Below are 19,028 nucleotides of genomic sequence, written 5' to 3' on the forward strand. Positions count from 1 at the left end.
CGGGTTTTAATTCAAAGAATGTCATTCACTTTTTGCCCTGCAGTATCCGCTACTCTTACAAAAAGCACTAGCCGACCTTGCAGGGGTAGTATTGGCGTTTTATCGGTTCGATCGGCTGCTATATAACAATGGCTGCACCCTTAAGCGCACACCGTTTCGCCAAATTATTCCCGCGCCGGAAACTCCTTAATATACAAATCATGTTTCGAATAGGGGATCTCGATTTCATGCTGTTTAAACAGCCTAAAAATTTCACAGTTTAATATATCTACTACTCGGCCTCTCAATGCTGGCTTGTCGATCCATACGAGTAATTCAAACTCTAGGGCAGAGGCGCCATAGCGGCGAAAGCGCACTCGAGGTTCAGGATCCAGGCAGACGTATTCTTTTTCTGCCAAGGCGATTTGCATCAGCACCGCTCGCACCAGGTCGATGTCCGCGTTGTAGGCGATGCCAATGGGTATCCTGCAGCGTGACTTTTCATGATGGCCGCCTGATTCGTTGATGATTTTCGAGTTGCCCATGACCGAATTTGGAATAGTCACTTCAACATCTTCCCGGGTTAACATGCGGGTGCTGCGCATACCAATATGGGTTACTTCACCGCGCTCGCCGGAATCGAGCACAATATAGTCACCGATTTTATAGGGCGCATCGGCCATTATAAACACCCCGGAAAACAAGTTAGCCAAGGTGTCTTTTGCGGCAAAACCCACCGCAATCCCCACTATGCCAGCCGATGCTAACCAGGCTGTCATGTCAACTCCCCAGCCTGAGAACACAAAGTACACGGCCAAAACGAGAATGATAATATTGATAAGATTAAGAAATAGCGGCAGGGTTTTATTATTGATCGCATTAAGGCGTTTGGGGTTTCTGGCTATGCTGATCAACAATACCCGGTTGGCCCGCAGCAAAAAGACCGACCAGATAATAATCGCCAGGGATTGCAGGATGGCAAAGATGATGTGTTGATAGGTCACTGCAGGGCTCAAAATAAGCGTCGCACTGGCAAAGCCAATCAGTAAAAAACTGAAATACACCGGAGAATGAAGTAACTCTAAGAAGTGATTATCCACATTCACCTGGCTGGAAGTCATCAGTCTTTTTAAACCCGCGATAACGACGTATTTAAAGATCGACGCAATCACAAATGAAAACACGATAACTACCGTCGCCTGGGTATGAGGATCTTGGCCAAAGGTATTTAATAATGGGGCAATAGCGGCTTGAAATTGCTCGAACATGTTTGGTTTCCACAGGTATATAAGCTCAAAAGTATAACTGAATCGTGCATTGAAAGCAGTTGCACGTTAGTCGTAGTGCAGTGACTATGTTCTCATGGTGTATAGGGCTCCCTTAAAAGACCGCTACGTTTTTACTTTTATCGGCAAGCAGCCGATAACAGCAAAATAAAATGGCTGCTGTGACTTTTTCCTATGCGGGGAAGTCTATTAACCACTATCTAGTCTATCGCGCGTTGTGAAAACTCCCTCGCCCTAGACCCTATACCGAGGAATCATACCTGTGTCTGTGCCCATAAAAACCCGTTCTTTGCCCTTTGGTGCCATGCAAGGCACAACTATCGAAGGTGTCGTCGCTTATTCATCGGATTATGATACGGTAAATGAGGCTCAATATCCGAATCGCAAAGCATTTCGTAGTTATTACGACGGCATTTATATGGGGTACAAATGGCAATGTGTTGAGTTTGCCCGCAGATGGCTGTACATCAATTTAGGGCTCATTTTTAATGATGTGTCCATGGCCTATGAAATATTCAAACTACGTTCGATTCGCGATGTGATTAACCACACCGAACTGCCTCTCTACGCCTTTGCTAACGGTTCGTCGCGCCATCCAGAACCTGGCTGTTTGCTGATTTGGGACGAAGGCGGTGAATTTGAGCACACCGGTCACATTGCCATTGTGACCGAAGTCTTCCCGGACAAAATCCGCGTGGCAGAGCAAAATATGAACTTTGAACCCTGGCCAGAGGGCGCGCGCTACTCCCGAGAAATCGAAGCCAAAATAGGGGCTAAAGGCGATTATTGGCTTAAATGTGCCTATAGTGGCTCAACTATTTTAGGCTGGGTAATTCAAACAGATCAGGAGCGCTATAGTGTTAAGTTGCCGGAGCCAGTGGCTGAGTTATATCAGTTAAAAGCCCACCAACTGGCTAGTTCAACCTGCATCGATGATCCCTGGTTAAATATTGCCAATGAAGATGAAGCCGCCTATGTGACTATGATGGATGGCCATTGGTTGAGCTCCAACCCAGATGATTATTTCAAATACTTTGCCGTGTCACAAAGTGCCCTTGAAACTTTGGAGTCTGCCACTGACGAATTGCACGGCCTATTCATGCATGCCACCGATTACGTTTTGCAGCATCCGGAACTACTGCACACCTTTGAATTACCCGAGTCGATTTTGCCCAAGGTAACGCGCTCCTGGGACAACCGTGACAATCAATTGATTACCAGCCGGTTCGATTTCGCCATGACTGAACACGGTTTAAAGGTATACGAATATAACTGTGACTCTGCATCCTGCTACATGGAAGCCGGTAAAGTTCAGGGTAAGTGGGCTCGCCACATTGGCTTAAAAACGGGCGCTGATACAGGTGCAGAGTTATTTAGAGAGCTAGTAAAAGCCTGGCAGGCATGCGAGGTCGATAGCACAGTGCATGTATTGCAAGATGTGGATGCAGAAGAAGATTACCACGCACTGTTCATGAAAAAAGCGATTGAAGCCGCTGGCTTTACTTGTGTTCGGGTCATTGGCTTGGGCTCATTAACATTCGGTGCACAAGGGCAAATACTCGATGAATTTGGTAACCCAATACGATGGGTATGGAAAACTTGGGCGTGGGAGACGGCGTTAAATCAGTTGCGTGATGAAGATAACACCAGCGACATTTACCGCCTAGATGATCAGCTACATGCTTTACAAGGTGTGCCCAATTTATCGGATGTTCTGCTTAACGATGATATTATGGTTTACGAACCCCTGTGGACACTTATCCCCAGTAATAAGGCCATATTGCCCGTACTGTGGTCATTATTCCCAAACCATCCACTGTTACTCAATACCAGTTTTGAGCTCAGTGACGAGCTTATAGCCACAGGTTATGTCAGCAAACCTATAGTGGGGCGCTGCGGAGAAAATATTCAGCTGATTGACGCAGATAATCATATATTAGCCAACAAAGACGGTGCGTTTGGCGAACGCAAAGTGATTTATCAACAGTTGTTTGCGCTACCAAAAATCAACGATTATTACGTGCAAATCTGCACCTTCACGGCCGCTGGGCATTATGCGGGTGGGATCGTCAGGGTCGACCCGTCAATGATCATCACTAAAACCAGTGATTGCATGGCACTACGCACTCTGGACGACGACGCCTTTTTAGCATTGTAGTTATGCCATGCATTCAATTTATTCTATCTGGAATACAACCTTGCCGGTGTGGTGTACTCCAGATAGTTGCGGCCAATAACCGGAGTGACAGATTATCGGGTTAGGGCGCGGGTAGTCCCAGCAAAACAATAGTGTAGCGGGTGTCCAGTTCGACTTTGTTATCGTGCACTGTCACTAACGTGTCCGAGTAATAGTCTTTGAGCACTGAGGCGTCTTTAAATAGGCCATGCACGGCTAACACCTTTTTACCTTTGGGCATGTCAATGCCCACCAAAACCTGGTCTGAATTGTCTGTGTTTTGCCATATACGGCTAAAGATATAGGGGGTGTCGCGACGTTTCTTATGCACACCTGCACCCACTGCCAAGTGAGCTTGGCGAAATTTGCCTAACTTCTGCCAGTGCTGCAGCAACGCTTGAGTGTCGCCTTTAGCCAGGTCTGGCCAATTCATGAAAGATCGCCATGTAGCATCTCCCACAGCATCCGGGTAGGTGAGATTACGAGCTAATTCATCTCCGTAATAGATTTGCACCGCTCCGGGTGCCAGCATCAGCTTTAGTGCGGTTTCATAAGGGGTGTTATGTTCGGGGTCGTAAGGCTCTGGATCATCATGTGAGACCACATAGTTCATGATACCCACGCCCTGCAAGGGCCCCTGGTTTAATTCCCGTGAATACCGGCTAAATATCTCTTCCATGGAACTTGCGGCATGAGTCGCAAAACCCATATTGATCAAGCTATCAAAGCCGTGGGCGAAAAAATCTACCTTTTTGTCACCGTAATCATAAAGGCGAGTTCCCGGTGCCGTACTTTTGAAACCGTCAACTCCAAAATGCATTACTTCCCCCACCATAAAAAAGGCTTTGTCATCCAGTACTTGTTGGGGATGGTTAACCTTCCATTGTTGGAAAGCCAAAGAGGCCTCCTCTTTAAGCACTTGCCACACTTGAGCTTCAACATGTTTGGCGGTATCCACGCGAAACCCGTCAATGCCGTATTCCCTGACCCAATCTGTTAGCCATTTCGTGATGTAATTTTTCGGTGCGCGGGGCAAACCTGTGCGGACAAAAAAAGCGTCCAGTTCGTCAATCTCTTGGGTTAGGCGTCCTTCGTTGCGCCACTTTTCAAGTAAAAAAGGGGGCAAGGCTACCTCTGCATCTGATTCGGTGCGAATATCCGTTAGGCTGGGAGCCAATGCACAGTTTACGTTGGCGGCATAACTTGTCCACTGGCAGGTGGGAAGAGTTCTGATCCAGTCGTCTGGCCACGCCACATCCACTTCGGTTTTCGGGCCGGTGTGGTTAATGATCACATCGGCCAATACTCGCATGCCATGGGCATGGGCGGTGGCGATCATTTTTTGCATATCCGCTTCGGTGCCGTAATTGGGGTCGATAGTGGTCCAGTCTTTTGGCCAGTAGCCATGAAAGGAATAACTTCTGCCCCAGTCCTCATCCCAATAACCATGGATTTGTTCGTTTAGAGGGGTCATCCACAAGACACTTACGCCCAGGTCGGCAAAATAACCTTCTTCAATTTTGTTGGTGATCCCTTTGATATCGCCGCCCATAAAATTTCTGAGTACCGCACCATCCTGCTGGCGGTCAAACGTTTTATCATTAGACTTGTCACCATTGGCAAAGCGGTCAGTCAGCATGAAATAGACGATGGCATTGTTCCAGAAGGGATCCAACTGCTGAAGTGGCTGCTGCTCTTGCTTAGCGGTGGCCTGGGGCGTGTTTATAAGCGTCAGTGCAGTCAAAATGGATAATGCTGTCAAAATGGATAATGCTAAACTCGTCATCTGTTTTTTCACCCTAGCTTCCTTTTTCTAGTCTCATTGATCAGTAAATGCCTGTTGCTCGCCCGCCCAGTTAATATAACGGGCTCACAATACGTGATCAACAGGGTGACGCGCACTGCAACTGGCGTCTTAAGTCGTTGTTTTATTATTGATTAATCATGAAAAGAAGGATAGTGCTGTGCATACGTATTCAGAGGGAATTTAGGCACTAGGCTAAAAAATGATGTTTTGGCGGGGCAACCCTGACTGGGCTGCAGGCAGCGTTTGCCCCCCATTGATGTTTAGAGGAAAGGCAGAATTTTGCCGACCCGTTGTTTGTACTCAAGGTAGGTGTGTCCAAATTCCTTGATCAGGTCTTTCTCCTCGAAATACAGACCCACAAATATATAAGTGGTCAGCCCGCCGGCTAAAAATAGATGACTGAGGGTAGCGGTGGGCACAAACCACATGCCGATTAAGATACCCGTCTGAATCGGGTGACGAACCCATTTGTAAAAGCCTGGTTGTTTAAATCGCGAGCTGGGCATCGGTTTACCGGTGAAATGACAATAAACTTGGCGCAATCCAAACAGCTCGAAATGATCCAGTTGGAAAGTAGCTATAACCAGCATCAGCCAGCCAAACGCTCCAATTAATCTCACCACAGCGATTCCAACGCTAGACTCCAGTTGCCAAACTTGCCCGGCGATGGGGGCCCAGCTACAACACACAAAACCCAGCACCAAACCGGTCATTAAACAGTAGGTGGCGCGTTCAACGGATGGATGAAAATAAGTTTTAAGCCAGTTTTTAAATTTCCCTCTGGCCATCAGACTATGTTGCAGACCAAACAGGGCGAGCAATCCCAGGTTAATCAAGGTTGCCGGAATAACTGGCTGGGTGTATGGGCCGGAATTGACCGTTATTGGGATGTAAAAATCACTGATAAATAAAATAAAATACACCAGCGCTAACATGGCGGTGGCATAAGCGACTAAGGTGTAACCTAATCGCAGTAAACGGGCCAGCAAGCTGACTGGCGGGTTAACACTCTGGTCGGGATCAGCGGCCAAGATTAAATTAGTTATAGACACTGTGGAAGGGATTGGATTGTGCATGTTGTCTCCTGTTCCCTTATACCCCAGGGAATAAATGATAGATTAAGTTTACGATTTTATTGCGAGTTATCGTAGGCACAATCCTAGATCGAACGACCACGATTAACATGAAGAACACTTGAAGCAACCCTGAAGATTGGCTGGAGGTTGGCTGACAAGTTCGACTAATCCGGTTCTGTCACTTATGTTTCTAACAGGCCTAATAAGAAAATGCGAATTTAGGATAACCAGGTGATATATCAATTCGGAGACTGTCGACTCGACACCCAGTTAGTCGAACTGACTTACCGCGGGCAATTGCAGCCCATCGAACCGCAAGTTTATAAGTTACTGCATTTGCTATTAGCAAACTCGGCTAGAGTGTTAAGCAAAGACGAAATAATGGCCCACATTTGGCAAGACAGGATTGTCACCGAAGCGTCTCTGTCAAGTTGTGTAAAAGCGGCTCGCCATGCGATCGGCGACAGTGGTGACAGTCAACAGTTTATTAAAACGGTTCGCGGTCATGGTTTTCGCTTTATCGCTGAGCTGCAGATTACACAGCGCGCGGCAGACACCAGCCTATCTATGGACACCGCACCGGCACTGTTACCCAATGTATCACTGACCGGGCGAGAGGCAGAGTTAGACCAACTGCGAGACCTTTTGCAGCAAAGCCTAAGGGGAGCGGGTGGGGTAGCTTTGCTCAGTGGTCCTGCAGGCATAGGCAAAACCCACTTACTTGAAACACTTGAGCTGACAGGCCACCAAAAAGACATGAAGGTGTCCTGGGGAAGGTGCCGTGAAGATGCCGGGGCACCGGCGTATTGGCCCTGGCGGCAGATGTTGGTCGATCAGTTTAGCGATCAGCAGTTTGTCTGCCAAAACGACGCCAGCGAGCTGGCCAATTTGGTTCCTGAACTGTTTGGCTTACCCAGCGTCAAGCCGCTGCCAGAAAATGGGCAAAATATCGAACAAACTCGCTTCAAGTTGTTTCATTGCGTGGCTGAGTTGCTCAGAAAAGCCGCGCAGAAACAACCTTTATTACTCATTTTTGATGACTTACACAGGGCGGATAGGCCGTCTTTATATTTGCTTGAATTTGTGGTTTCACAACTGAGTCAAAGCCGCGCTCTGATCCTGGGTACCTATCGGAATACGGATTTACATGCAGAACATAGGTTTCACGATACCCTATGCGAATTGTCCCGTTTGCAACACTTTCAGCATCACAGCCTAGGTAATCTGGATAAGCTGTCATGCAATCGGTTAATAAAAACCCATTTACCGGACGCCTCCGACACTTTATCCAGCCAAATTTATCAGCGTACCGAAGGCCACCCCTTGTATCTATTGGAAATTTTGCGCCATTTACGCCAGGGCGGTGCCAGGCTCACCTTACCCGCAAGCTTAAAGGCCATTATTAATCGGCGTTGCCGGGATTTGCCGGCTGCTACCCTAAACACATTGCGCTCAGCATCTGTTATCGGCAGACGTTTTGAGCTGGAATTATTAGCCGCCATTACTTGCCTGCAGGTTGGGCCCTTACTGGATACACTAGCGCCGGCGCTGCATAGTGGCCAACTAATAGAATGCCAAGCAATGGGTGAGTTTCAATTTGGACATGCTCTAATTCGGGAGGCGTTGTACGAGGCCTTATTGGGCCGAGAAAAGCTGCAGCTCCACGCTAAGCTAGCCCAGGCGTTGGTCAAGCGTAATGCCGATAAGGCGGAAATCGCCTATCACTTTCAGTTGGCGGCGCCTCTGGGCATGTCCGAACAGGCTACACGGTACTCCACAGAGGCTGCCCAGGACGCAGAACGACTATTGGGTTATGAAGTGGCCAGTCGTTTTTATAGCCAAGCACTGCGCACCGCCCGGCCGGATAAATTCGCCCAACTATCCCACGCTTTGGGCAGGACGCAGTTAAGGGCCGGTGAAAGTTTGCAAGCGATGGTGACATTTGCTGATGCGGTGGATTTCGCCCAACAAACCCATGAAACCGAGATCATGGTTGATGCGGCAATAGGTCTTGAGGAAGCGATGTGGCGTCCAGGAATGCCCGGTGACAAAGCGGTACACGTATTAACCAGAGTATTAAGCCGTTTAAAGCAAGGCCAGGCCCTGTTGAAATTGCGCATCATGTGTTCCTTGGTAAGAGCCTACATGATGAGTGGCAAACCTCAAGCCGCGCTTAATTTGCAAAAAGAAACAGAAGCCAAAGCCAGGGAGATAGGGGATCCTGAACTATTGGCTAGGGCCTTGATAGCAGGCATAGTGGCCAATCAACTGCAACCCCAGCGTGGTCAGTTTTTACCAGCGAGTCTAATTAAAGCCGAAGAAGCTAAGCGTCTGGCGAAACGAAGCGACAATCTGTTATTGCTGCTGGAAATCCTGGCTTGGCAAAGCCATGATCTGCTGACATTGGGCCATATTGGCCAGTTGGAGCAACTGCTTGGCGAACAACTATCGCTATTACTGAGGATCAAACAGCCTTTTTACCAATATTACGTTACCTTATATGAGGGGCTGCTAGCGGGTGCCAGAGGCCAGTTCTCCCAGTGCGCCCAGCATGCAAATGACGCCTTAGCCCTGGGGCGTTGGTTGCCTGGGCAAGACGGTGAAGGCGTTTACGGCATACAAATGTTTACCCTCAAACGTGAATTGGGACAATTGGACCAATTGGCACCCATGGTCGAACATTTCGTACGAACGACACCAGACAGCGCCACTTGGCAGCCAGGTTTGGCGATAATCTATTGCGAGCTCGGCCAGTATGACAAGGCGAGGACTATCTTTGATGCCTTGCTGGTTGATGACTTGCAAGTTTTGCCCCGGGATGGTCTGTGGATCACCTGTTTGGCTTATCTGGCTGAAGTATGCACTCAGCTCCAAGATGGCCATTATGCCCAAAAGCTCTACGGTTACCTTGAACCGTTTGCGGGTTGCAACGTAGTTATTGGAATTAGCGTCAGTTGCTTAGGTAGTGCCGATCGCTTTTTGGGTATGCTGGCTACCACGATGCAAGATTGGAGTTTGGCCAAGTCGCATTTTGAGCGGGCCATAGAGATGAACCGTAAACAGGGTTTTAGCACCTGGTTAGCCCATTGTTATGTGGATTACGCGGCCTGTTTATTGGCTGCACAACAAACTGATTATCGCCGCCATGCCCAATCAATGCTGGACGACGCGCTGAAGATTAGTGAACAATTGGGCATGCCAAGCTTGAACAAACGCGCTTTAGCTATGCGAGCAGGGCCCGTTCTTGGCCTTGTCAGCATACACGGGCACCCGATCAGTTGAGCAACTAAGAAGTTGAGGTGTTGGGGGTGATCGCCCCAGGCAAAAATAATTGTCGATTCAATCAGATTTTGGTTAACGGCAACAATCTGCTGACCCTCGTTGACCAAATCGGTTAGTCCCTGAGTGTACTGGCGAGCCAATAGTCAATACTGCCTTTGTTAGACAAACATTTCCGGACGAATGGTTTCGCTAATCTCAATGATCGAATCTGCAGGAATATTGGCGCGTTTGGCCGCATCTCTGATTGAAGCAGCATTAGCGGCTTCATACAGACAGTAAGTCTTTTTCTTATCCGCACTCAAGAACGAATATAACCAGCGCACGGCGCTATCATCATTGATTCGGATAATATCTTTAACCGTCTTGGTGTCGAGTTCAAGTTGTTGGGCAAATTCTCGTTCTATCACAAACAGCGGCATAGCATCCTCTCTCGCGATTGCTGGGTAACCCATTATCTATTCGTTAGATTAGCCTATACTCGGGCGAAAGCACGCTCAATTGTGCCTAGATGTCGCAGGCAAGGTGTCGGTAACCGCCTAATTCTGGGGAGGTAATCATTAAATTGGGGTGCATAGAGGGTAACAGAGCAGGAAAACGCCTTATTCGGCGCTGTCCTGCTGTGTATTAAAGCACTAGTGGCGGGAGTGGATTGAGGCGAACCCGTCAGTGCACACCGGGTTACAGGCAAGGTGTGCGGAGCCTAACTGATCGGCAACTGAGATAATGCTGCCATCACCGGTTGGACCATGGGAGCGTAACACCAGATGGATTTCAGCGCCCCGTAAGTTAGCCAGGCCGTAATTTTTAGTCTGGGCGAACAGCTCTCGTTGTGTACGACCAGGTGTTAGCTCCAGATAAGTTGCGCCATTTCCCCCGGCGTCGGCTAGCAAGCCCCCACCATAGAATACTGACACCTTGACGCTGGGATCCCCACCAAATATTTCCAAGTCGGTTACACGGCACTGATAGGGCTGAATGCAATGCTGGGGGTGGTTAAATACCGCCCACCACACTGAGTAAGCATCATTGGGGGTCAAGGCATGAGTGGCAACATTGGCGGTGACGATGCGGCGCCTAAAATCTCGCTTTAAGATGGTTGCTCCTGCCACCTTAATGTCAGTGTTGAAAATATAATGATCACTGACCTCAATGGATTCCCGTTGCATACGCGGTCTTTTGTGCAAACCTTCAGTTGCTATAACCTGTAAGCTCAGAACAACCAGACCCGTACTGACTAAAATTCGCGATAAAGTTTTCATCTTTCACTCCATATATGATTTAACGGTTGGGTGTAAACCAGACTCAACCTTGAGTTGGGTTGAGGCAGATATAGAGTGTGGGGTATGTGCGGTGGTGGGGCTTGAAGCTTAGGTGAAGTTACCTTGATGTTTGGCTGATTTTTATCTCCAGCAGATGGCTGCCAAGTCGTCCAGCATACCTGAAGCGCGACACATTTTAGCTAGGCTGGAACGATAAGCAGGGTAAATGTATTGTTTATAGATGATTTATAGACGTGTAGTGCAAACGTTGGTTGTGCAGATATTTTACAAAGTTAGCACCCGGGGCGGGATTAAGAACCGTACAGCGAAACCTCTAAAATTAGCGCAAATAGCCGCCTAGATTGTTTGGCTTATCAGCCAACTATAAAACGTGGCTAGGTGAGTATGTCAAGCATGCATCCGTGTCGGCTCAGCCTGTGGCTAAAAAGCCGAATCACTACGTGCAGAATAAGATGCATAGCTGCACCTTATTCTGCCGGGATTTAGAACGAGTATCGTCCTGATACTGTGATCATGTCTATATCGTCAGATGTACGATAGGCGAGATTGATGGCGGCCATGGGTGTGATGTAATAACTCGCACCCAGGTTCAGGTAAGTTTCGTCATTATCATCTATGTCTATATATGACAGCCCACCATCCAGTTCAATATTAGGGGTAACAAAAGACCGAACACCTGCCGTTAGGCCATAGCCATTATCATCAAAATTCCCTACTTCCATTTCTTCGTAGCTGATTATGCCGTATACATCGGTATTACTGGCTGCTGGTACGCGGTAACCCAAACCTAAGCTAAGTTGGTTAAAATCAACACCGTCTGAGGTATCTGTATAGGAACCATTAACAAAAAGGTTTTGACTGACCGACGCCGAACCTGAGATTTTAAAGCCATCCGGTTCAAAGTTAGCGTTATCAAAATCTAGCTTGGTGTAGCCACCTTCAACATAATTGAAATCGGGGCTGGCCGCGAAAACTGCTGGGGCACTGAGGAATGTCATGCTGATCAATAATGCGATGTTTGAATTTTTCATGTAATGTCCTTAAAAAGTAGAGTGAGTGAGCAACGTGTTTAAACCACATCTGCTACCGGGAAAACCTGGCTACAAAAATAACAGATGAGGTGAAATATCTAACGCGTTCTCGAGTCTAGATGTAATGACTAAAAGTTGAAATTCAATGCACTGTGGTAAAATTAATTGGCTGGCTTTTTAGCGGCGTCTGTGCATCGATAAACTTGGCAAGTACATGAAAATAAAGATTATTTTGTTTTTGATGGGTATCTTTTTTGCGACACGATCTGGTCATTCACATCGCACTTAACCCTGTGCAGGTATGGGTATAGACAGCCAGGGACGACAAATCCGTAGCTGTCTGTTTTTGCAGTCTAGGTAAGAGATTAAAACTAATCTTTGGTAATGAGGTTAGATTCTATATTATCCAGAAATTCATGGATGCGTTCGGCATTTTTACCTACATCACTTTTACCTACCCGTGATTTACTGCGTATATCCAGGGCGCTGACTTGGCCTTGCTGGCGAATGCGGATCACCACATCATCTTTAAAACCAAACCAGGCAGTGGTGTGGGTGGCCTCGATTAACCCGCGGGCTTTATCTGCGTTGGCCAGTTCCCAGCCGAGGTTATTTACCGAAGCTAGCGCGGCATCAAATACTTGATCCTGAGGCTGGGCATATTGTTGTGTCACTAGTTCAGGGTAGGCCTGACGTTGCTGGGCAGCGGTCTCTTCCCCAGGATAGGCAACCGGATTGGGGGCATCTATGCGCAAGGGTACTATGGCTTCAAATTTGGGTGGATCAACCAGATCCGTGCTGATGTCGTGAATAGGAGGCACCGATTTGGCCTTAAGCATCAAACTTAATGGCATGGCAACGGCGATCAGGGCCAGTACCAAGGCGAAACTTGTGGATAGCCAGGCCGTACTCCTACGCATAAAAATCAGTTGGATTAAGATCAGCACCAGTGCTGTGCCACCAACGTATACCCCCCAACGCACGGCGGTAAATGCTGGGCCAAGATCCAGCAGGCCGAATTTATATAGCGGGCCGGGTAAGGCGACGAGCAAAATAGCCAATAGGCTAACCAGACTGACCAAAGCTTTCATAGGAGGACTCCGTTATTGTTTTGTTAGGTAATTGTGTCTTAACATAATGATACTATCAGTAAACGATTTTGGACTTAACTTTTCGCCATTAATTTAGCCTCAACTCGGAATAGGAAGTATATGCACAATGAAACATGGCTGCGTATCGGCAGCTTTATAACCGTGTTAGTGGTAATGATGATCTGGGAAGCCTGTTTACCCAATCGCACCTCGTCTGTGGCTAATCCCCAGCGCTGGTTAAGCAATTTTTTCTTGGTATTTTGTGGTGTATTAGTGGGACGCCTATTGGTGCCCACGGGTTTGGCCGTTGTGGCGGTATTTGCTGCCGAGCAGCAGTTTGGGCTACTTCACCTTCTCGGTTTGCCGTATTTGCCATCCATAGCGTTGTCCGTGGTGCTGTTAGATGGTTTGATTTATTGGCAACACCGCTTGTTTCACAAAGTGCCGCTATTGTGGCGTTTACATCGGGTACATCACGCGGACCCACACCTTGATGCGTCCACCGGTTTACGTTTCCACCCCATAGAGATCGCCCTGAGTTTGCTGGTAAAAGCGTTAGGGATCTTACTGCTAGGTGTACCTGCTGAGGCGATTTTAATTTTTGAAATTGTATTAAATGCCAGCTCGATTTTTAATCACAGTAATATTAAATTGCCTGATTGGCTGGAATGGCCGCTGCGTAAATGGATTGTGACCCAAGCCATGCATCGCATTCACCATAGCCAAGTGGTGACGGAAACTAACAGCAACTTTGGTTTTAGTTTATCCATATGGGATCGCCTGTTTGGCAGTTACTGCCATGAAGCCGCCGCTGGGGATGACGGCTTAATCCTGGGGTTGAAAGAATATACCACCCAAAGCAGCAACACTGGCATCAAAACCGTATTACTTATGCCGTTTAAAAAATGACAACTATAGATTATTGCACTGGTTGGGAAGGTGTATTTGTGGCTAGTAAGGTGTGGTAACCGCTCCATATGCGAATAATCGCCGTTAACCAGCAAATGACCGAGAATACGCTGGCAATAAGTACAAAGTGGTTGGGCAGCAGGCAGAATAAACACAACACTAAAATGGTTTCAAAACCCTCGGCTAGCCCGCCCATATAGTGCAGACTTTTATGTGGATAATTTGGGCTGTCGATACCATGTTTGCTGGCCATAATCGCAAAAGCCAAAAAGCTGCCACCTGTGCCCATAAACGAGAGCATTAGAAAACTACCGGCTATGGCGTTTTGCGTAGGTGAGGCGCATACAAAGGCAAACACTATGGCGGAGTAGAAGATAAAATCCAGGGTGATATCTAAAAATCCTCCGGCGTCAGTAGGGGAGGTTTCTCGTGCGATAGCGCCATCTAATCCATCCCCAAGGCGGTTCAGTAAAATCAAGCTCAAGGCCAACATATAGTGGCCGTAAAAAATGGCTGGTACCGCTAACAAGCCAATCATAAAACCTACCAAGGTCACGGTATCTGCATTGGCTCCAAGTTTGATTAACTGCTTAGCCAGGCTGCAAAGTGGTTGTTTCAGTAGCCGGTTTAAAATGGGATCGATCATGATTTACCTTGTTAATTAAAATATTTACGCCTGTTGGCTTACAGGGCAGGTTATTTCAGGTTAATTGCCTCAGTTTATGTCTGTTTTGGCGATTACTTTAGGCTGCGATAATGCTTGGCTAAATCCAGGTGCTGGGCCTTGGGCGGTATGTTGTTTAGATCGTGGCTGACCATAATGGCTGGCACACCTTGCTCTTGCAGTTGGCTAAAAGCCCACCGACTTACCTGGGTACAAGTAAGGGGGTCGAGGGCGGCGAAGGGTTCGTCCATTAACAAAACCTGGGGCTGATTCGCCAGCGCCCGGATCAGTCCCACTCGCGAGCGTTCACCGCCACTTAATTGCTCGGATAAATGTTGTGCGACATAACCCATATCAATCTTATTTAGCATGTCCGTGGCAGCTTCCCGGCGCTGGGCTTTGTTCAATTTACCCTGGAGTTCTTTGGGAAGAGCAAAACAGATGTTGTCTACTACATTTAAATGCGGGAACAGATGTACGTCTTGCATTAACAAGCCAATACGACGCTGTTCAATCTTAAGAGAGGTCAGTGATATATCGTTAAGACTGATGTCACCACTGATGTTGGCATGCCTAATAGTGTCGCCTAATAACCAATGTAAAAACGTCGATTTCCCCATGCCGCTTGGACCGGTGATCACCAATAACTCGCCGCTATCCAGGGCAATGTCAGGCAGGTCGATAGACCAGTTTTGGGTGTGGATCCGGCAATCAGTGATGCGTAACATCGAAACTTCCTCGCATACGTTGGGCCAATAGACTGGCCACTAAGAAGGCAATAAAAGGCAGCGCTGCTTGCACCAGCATATATACCGCCGTGATGTTTTGCTCGTTGCCTGAGGCGATCGCCACCGCTTCGGTGGTGATGGTCGTCACGCGACCTGCGCCAATCATGAGCGTTGGAATATACTGGGCAATGCTCACCGAAAAAGCGATAGCCAAGGCGCTTAACAAAGCTGGGCGCAGTAAGACGAAGCGTATTTTCCACCATCGCTGCCAATAAGAATAACCAAGGCTGGCCGCAACCAGCTCATAATGGCGATTTAGACTTTGAAATGGCCCTCTAAGTACCAAATAACTATAAGCGAAAGTGAAGGGTAAATGAGATAGAACTATCCATGCACTGTGGTAACCGCCGGATACGCCGGTATGGGCCAATTGCCAACCATACACCATGGAAAGTTGTGGCAGCAGTATGGCCATCAACCAGATATGATCCGGAAAATAACGGTCTCTTTGGTGCTGTAACTCAAGGGCAAGCAAGGTTAGACCAACACCTATCACACTGCTCAATAACCCAATGTTAAGGCTGTTGAGTAAGGGCTTTTGCATGAAAAACCATTCTTCTTGCCACAGGGAAAAAGACAAGTCTGTCATATTGACAATGTTTTGGTTGCTCCACCCAATGGACCACAGTAAAAAGGTGGCCAATATCGCCAAGGTCAAAAGGCTAAAAAATGTTAACCACAGCACAAATACTCGACTCACCCGGGTTAGTTTAAGTGGGTTGGCCATCACCCCGAGGTGGGTCAAGCGTCTGACCGCGAGCCACTCGTGCACATAAATGGCTCCAACCAAGGCCCCGAGCATTAATAACAACATTATGTTTCCCAGGAACGCTTGAGACTGTTCCAAGGCGCCAAAACCGGTTTGCCAGTTGTAAAGTACTACGGCGTAAAGCTGGGGAATATTTGGCCCGATAAGTAAACTGATATCAAGCACAGACAGGGTATACGCCATGGCCGCCAGTAGCGCCAAACGGGATTGTTTCAGTATCACAGGAAGGACTAATAGCCACCAACTGGCCCCTTCGCTATAACCCAAGGCTCTGCCTTGGCGCAACCAGTCTTTAATAGGTAATTGGCGGCCCAGGGCGCTGAAGATCAACAGAAAAAATGGCACTTCCTTGATACCAATGGCTAAAATCATAGTGATCAGGCTTTTACGGGGCAGGCCCAGCCAGTCAGGGGGGACATGTGCAAATAAGCCCCAAAGTGCGCTCCATACCATGCCGCCAGAGCTAAATAGATACACCAGACCCAAAGCCACGGCTAAATGGGGTAGGGATAACAAAGGGGCAAGACGTTTTTCTAATGTTTGCCAGCGGGGACTAAAGCGATATTGGCTGTAGACCATAAAAGCCACATATAAGGCCAAAAGAGGCGCGGCCAAGGAAAGTAAAAGCGTACTGGCAATAGAGGAACCTAAACCGTTGTAGGCAAAAAAACGCGTAATATCAACCCAGGATACGGGTGCAGCTGGCCATAAACCCAGTACCACCCCAAACAGGGGTAACCCGGCAATAAGGGCAACCGTCAGCCAGCCTGCGCTGAGCGTTAAGCGCCGTATTTTTGTTGCCATCTATCTTCAATAATGTGCTGCCAAGAGCTATGTAATTCTTGTTGAGCGGGCAGGGTTGAAGTCTCATCTAACAAAGGTGTTATTACTGCTGGATCGCCCCAACAGCCATTGAGTTTTTGCCTTTGGGCTGGTTCACTCAATAAAAAGTTAATCACCACCTTTGCCCCGTCGGGGCTTTGCGCGCCTTTAGGAATGGCTAAGTTGTGGCTATTGGTTATCGCACCCTGGGCAAAGTACAAGCGCTGGGTTGTACTGGGAATCCGGTTTTCTCCTTGCTCTTTCGCCATTTGATTGGGGTTAAAGCTCACCGCTATCACCAGTTGCTGCTGGGCGAACAGTAACATTTGTTCGGTATTTGAACTGGGGAATGCCCGGCCTTGCTGCCAGCTAAGTGCATGAAGTTGGTCGAGGTAATCCCATAATAGCGGCAGTAATTCATCTTGTGCCTTGTGAGTTGCGGGGGCAAAGAGGCGCTTATCGTTATTGCTTAGTGCAACCAAGAGTTGTTTTAAAAAGGTGGTGCCGTGAAACTCGGGCGGGCGCGGGTAACTTACACCTCCGGGATGTTTTTTGGCGGCTGCCAGCAGGCTACCGGGGGTGATCTCGTTTTGATTAAACACCGCCGAATTGGCAATCAAATTGAACTGACCCACCCCCCATGGCACTTCGTAACCTTCCATGGCTACACCAAAATCACTGTACAGGGAGAGTTTTTGGGTGGCTAGCAGGGCGGTATTGGGGATCTGCGCCCATAACGAACCAAGCAATAAATGCTGCTCCTTAAGATAACTAAAATTTTCGCCGTTAACCCAGAGCAAATCTATGGCACTTTGACTGCCATCTTCTGCTTTTAAACGACTCACGGCTTCACTGATATCCGCGACTTTCACATGACGTAGACGAACGTTGTAGCGACTGCTAATTTCTCTGGCAGCCCAGCGTAAATAGTCATTGACCGGTTTTGATCCGCCCCAGGCATAAAAATACACGGTTTCACCTTGAGCCTTAGCTAAGGTTTGTTGCCACTGAGGGCTATTTGCTTGCTGAGTCTGTTGTGTTTGTTGGGCATTGATCCCGGTTAAGGGCAATAGCAAGCAAACGCCCAGCGCGATTAAACGCCTAGTACGTTTGCTAATTTTGCCCCAATGGGATGAGTTAGAAGTTAGCCACATCATTTAAGCGCCAGTCGTAGTCTTTAAATATAATTGGATAATTGGCGCTTTGTATTAACTTGCGCTGAGCTTGTGGGTCATTGTCATCTTGCACCAATGCATCGCTATAGGCGCTGAGCAAATCAAATAACGAGTTAAAATCCTCGTCGCCTTTTTCAAAATCACCACGATACCATTTGAAAATTGATGATAAGGAGGCTTTGCCCTGCTGACCATTCACAAGGATTTCATTGCGGTTGTTATCAGCTAAAAATAACTGCATTTGGTTATCAAGCTGTTCCGTCAGTTTATCGGCAACAAACGCTTCATCACGTAGTGGCGGGCATGAAACCGCTGCACACACTAATGCAGCATGGATACGCGGTTCTTTAAACCATTTACGTAGCATTTCGTGTTCGATGTCGTCTAAGTTGTGTTTTTTGGCAAATAACGTGAAAAACTTATTTTCCCATGGTGTGGTGAATAAGCTGCCCAAATCGCGAATAGATTTAGCATCGCCTTGTTTGAACTCATGCCAATTATCAACGATCAGTTTCAAGGTAAAGCCATTATAGGCGTTGATTAAAAAGCTAAGCTTTTGATCCTGGCTCCAAGCATCATATTGGCTTTTTGTTGTAACAGAAAACGACTGTAAAATTGTATCTAACGTGTCTAGTTTAACCGCCAGTTGCTGATACTTAATCCGGGTTTGTTTTTTGTCGTCAGAGACCTGCACCACTTCCTTTAGCAGCTGATCATAGTTTTGGTAAGTGTGGTCAAAGTCAGCGGCATGCACTTTAGTGGCCAATGCCACTAATATAAACAGGCTGCCAGCGAAGGTGTAATTTAGTAAACGGCTAGAAATACGTCGTTGCTTACTCATGCTATTCCTCGGTAAATTATCGTTCATCTGATGAATGATTGGATAAAAGTAA

At 47.6% G+C, this 19,028-nt stretch carries 15 protein-coding genes; 3 read left to right on the top strand and 12 right to left on the bottom strand.

Translation table 11 applies throughout. From position 1 onward, the window contains the following. Nucleotides 1–164: 164 nt before the first annotated feature. Nucleotides 165–1,247, bottom strand: a complete 1,083-nt coding sequence (locus AC3RV5_RS01915; RefSeq protein ID WP_489730313.1) for a mechanosensitive ion channel family protein — start codon at nucleotides 1,245–1,247, stop codon at nucleotides 165–167. A 322-nt stretch (nucleotides 1,248–1,569) separates the two neighbouring features. Here AC3RV5_RS01915 and AC3RV5_RS01920 point away from each other — a divergent pair, with 322 nt between their 5' ends. Next, entirely contained in the window at nucleotides 1,570–3,423 is a 1,854-nt protein-coding gene (locus tag AC3RV5_RS01920) for a glutathionylspermidine synthase family protein (protein ID WP_489732073.1), read from the top strand. 100 nt (nucleotides 3,424–3,523) lie between these two features. Here AC3RV5_RS01920 and AC3RV5_RS01925 read toward each other — a convergent pair whose 3' ends face one another. Together AC3RV5_RS01925 and AC3RV5_RS01930 are read right to left on the bottom strand one after the other, a co-directional pair. Beyond that, a complete protein-coding gene (locus tag AC3RV5_RS01925) occupies nucleotides 3,524–5,239 on the bottom strand; it encodes an alpha-amylase family glycosyl hydrolase (protein WP_489730314.1) in 1,716 nt (571 codons plus the stop codon). Nucleotides 5,240–5,508: 269 nt separating this feature from the next. Continuing rightward, on the bottom strand, nucleotides 5,509–6,324 hold the full coding sequence (locus AC3RV5_RS01930) for a methyltransferase family protein (RefSeq protein ID WP_489730315.1): 816 nt from the start codon (nucleotides 6,322–6,324) through the stop codon (nucleotides 5,509–5,511). 231 nt (nucleotides 6,325–6,555) lie between these two features. Between AC3RV5_RS01930 and AC3RV5_RS01935 the strand changes: the two genes are divergently transcribed. Then, nucleotides 6,556–9,606 carry an ATP-binding protein gene (locus tag AC3RV5_RS01935; protein ID WP_489730316.1) on the top strand — a complete coding sequence of 1,017 codons (3,051 nt, stop codon included), beginning with the start codon at nucleotides 6,556–6,558 and terminating at the stop codon, nucleotides 9,604–9,606. Between the two features lie 158 nt (nucleotides 9,607–9,764). On the opposite strand, the gene AC3RV5_RS01940 is transcribed toward AC3RV5_RS01935, so the two are convergent. From AC3RV5_RS01940 to AC3RV5_RS01955, 4 genes are all read right to left on the bottom strand, one after another. Beyond that, the gene (locus AC3RV5_RS01940) at nucleotides 9,765–10,058 is read right to left on the bottom strand and encodes a DUF4242 domain-containing protein (protein WP_489730317.1); all 294 of its coding nucleotides are present in this window, start codon (nucleotides 10,056–10,058) and stop codon (nucleotides 9,765–9,767) included. Between the two features lie 180 nt (nucleotides 10,059–10,238). Continuing rightward, nucleotides 10,239–10,865, bottom strand: a complete 627-nt coding sequence (locus AC3RV5_RS01945; protein ID WP_489730318.1) for a hypothetical protein — start codon at nucleotides 10,863–10,865, stop codon at nucleotides 10,239–10,241. Between the two features lie 503 nt (nucleotides 10,866–11,368). Continuing rightward, a complete protein-coding gene (locus tag AC3RV5_RS01950) occupies nucleotides 11,369–11,917 on the bottom strand; it encodes an outer membrane beta-barrel protein (protein ID WP_489730319.1) in 549 nt (182 codons plus the stop codon). 371 nt (nucleotides 11,918–12,288) lie between these two features. Further along, nucleotides 12,289–13,008, bottom strand: a complete 720-nt coding sequence (locus tag AC3RV5_RS01955; RefSeq protein WP_489730320.1) for a DUF1499 domain-containing protein — start codon at nucleotides 13,006–13,008, stop codon at nucleotides 12,289–12,291. A 120-nt stretch (nucleotides 13,009–13,128) separates the two neighbouring features. Between AC3RV5_RS01955 and AC3RV5_RS01960 the strand changes: the two genes are divergently transcribed. After that, entirely contained in the window at nucleotides 13,129–13,917 is a 789-nt protein-coding gene (locus tag AC3RV5_RS01960) for a sterol desaturase family protein (protein ID WP_489730321.1), read from the top strand. 10 nt (nucleotides 13,918–13,927) lie between these two features. On the opposite strand, the gene AC3RV5_RS01965 is transcribed toward AC3RV5_RS01960, so the two are convergent. The 5 genes from AC3RV5_RS01965 to AC3RV5_RS01985 form a co-directional block, all read right to left on the bottom strand. Beyond that, complete coding sequence (locus tag AC3RV5_RS01965) at nucleotides 13,928–14,563, bottom strand: CDP-alcohol phosphatidyltransferase family protein (RefSeq protein ID WP_489730322.1); 636 nt, start codon at nucleotides 14,561–14,563, stop codon at nucleotides 13,928–13,930. Nucleotides 14,564–14,655: 92 nt separating this feature from the next. Further along, complete coding sequence (locus AC3RV5_RS01970; RefSeq protein WP_489730323.1) at nucleotides 14,656–15,309, bottom strand: ATP-binding cassette domain-containing protein; 654 nt, start codon at nucleotides 15,307–15,309, stop codon at nucleotides 14,656–14,658. Beyond that, on the bottom strand, nucleotides 15,293–16,942 hold the full coding sequence (locus AC3RV5_RS01975; RefSeq protein WP_489730324.1) for an ABC transporter permease subunit: 1,650 nt from the start codon (nucleotides 16,940–16,942) through the stop codon (nucleotides 15,293–15,295). Before AC3RV5_RS01975 ends, AC3RV5_RS01970 begins: the two co-directional genes overlap by 17 nt. Then, on the bottom strand, nucleotides 16,918–18,117 hold the full coding sequence (locus AC3RV5_RS01980) for an ABC transporter substrate-binding protein (protein WP_489730325.1): 1,200 nt from the start codon (nucleotides 18,115–18,117) through the stop codon (nucleotides 16,918–16,920). The genes AC3RV5_RS01975 and AC3RV5_RS01980 overlap by 25 nt, the downstream gene beginning before the upstream one ends. Continuing rightward, a complete protein-coding gene (locus AC3RV5_RS01985) occupies nucleotides 18,098–18,976 on the bottom strand; it encodes a DUF547 domain-containing protein (protein WP_489730326.1) in 879 nt (292 codons plus the stop codon). The genes AC3RV5_RS01980 and AC3RV5_RS01985 overlap by 20 nt, the downstream gene beginning before the upstream one ends. Nucleotides 18,977–19,028: the final 52 nt, after the last annotated feature.

The sequence above is a fragment of the Paraglaciecola sp. IT1134 genome (assembly GCF_058068185.1).

Excerpts from the sequence above, each read along its gene's own strand:
- AC3RV5_RS01930 (WP_489730315.1), bottom strand. The coding sequence starts at position 6,324 with ATGCACAATCCAATCCCTTCCACAGTGTCTATAACTAATTTAATCTTG.
- AC3RV5_RS01950 (WP_489730319.1), bottom strand. The coding sequence starts at position 11,917 with ATGAAAAATTCAAACATCGCATTATTGATCAGCATGACATTCCTCAGT.
- AC3RV5_RS01965 (WP_489730322.1), bottom strand. The coding sequence starts at position 14,563 with ATGATCGATCCCATTTTAAACCGGCTACTGAAACAACCACTTTGCAGC.
- AC3RV5_RS01945 (WP_489730318.1), bottom strand. The coding sequence starts at position 10,865 with ATGAAAACTTTATCGCGAATTTTAGTCAGTACGGGTCTGGTTGTTCTG.
- AC3RV5_RS01955 (WP_489730320.1), bottom strand. The coding sequence starts at position 13,008 with ATGAAAGCTTTGGTCAGTCTGGTTAGCCTATTGGCTATTTTGCTCGTC.
- AC3RV5_RS01920 (WP_489732073.1), top strand. The coding sequence starts at position 1,570 with ATGCAAGGCACAACTATCGAAGGTGTCGTCGCTTATTCATCGGATTAT.
- AC3RV5_RS01975 (WP_489730324.1), bottom strand. The coding sequence starts at position 16,942 with ATGGCAACAAAAATACGGCGCTTAACGCTCAGCGCAGGCTGGCTGACG.
- AC3RV5_RS01915 (WP_489730313.1), bottom strand. The coding sequence starts at position 1,247 with ATGTTCGAGCAATTTCAAGCCGCTATTGCCCCATTATTAAATACCTTT.
- AC3RV5_RS01940 (WP_489730317.1), bottom strand. The coding sequence starts at position 10,058 with ATGGGTTACCCAGCAATCGCGAGAGAGGATGCTATGCCGCTGTTTGTG.
- AC3RV5_RS01985 (WP_489730326.1), bottom strand. The coding sequence starts at position 18,976 with ATGAGTAAGCAACGACGTATTTCTAGCCGTTTACTAAATTACACCTTC.
- AC3RV5_RS01980 (WP_489730325.1), bottom strand. The coding sequence starts at position 18,117 with ATGATGTGGCTAACTTCTAACTCATCCCATTGGGGCAAAATTAGCAAA.
- AC3RV5_RS01960 (WP_489730321.1), top strand. The coding sequence starts at position 13,129 with ATGCACAATGAAACATGGCTGCGTATCGGCAGCTTTATAACCGTGTTA.
- AC3RV5_RS01970 (WP_489730323.1), bottom strand. The coding sequence starts at position 15,309 with ATGTTACGCATCACTGATTGCCGGATCCACACCCAAAACTGGTCTATC.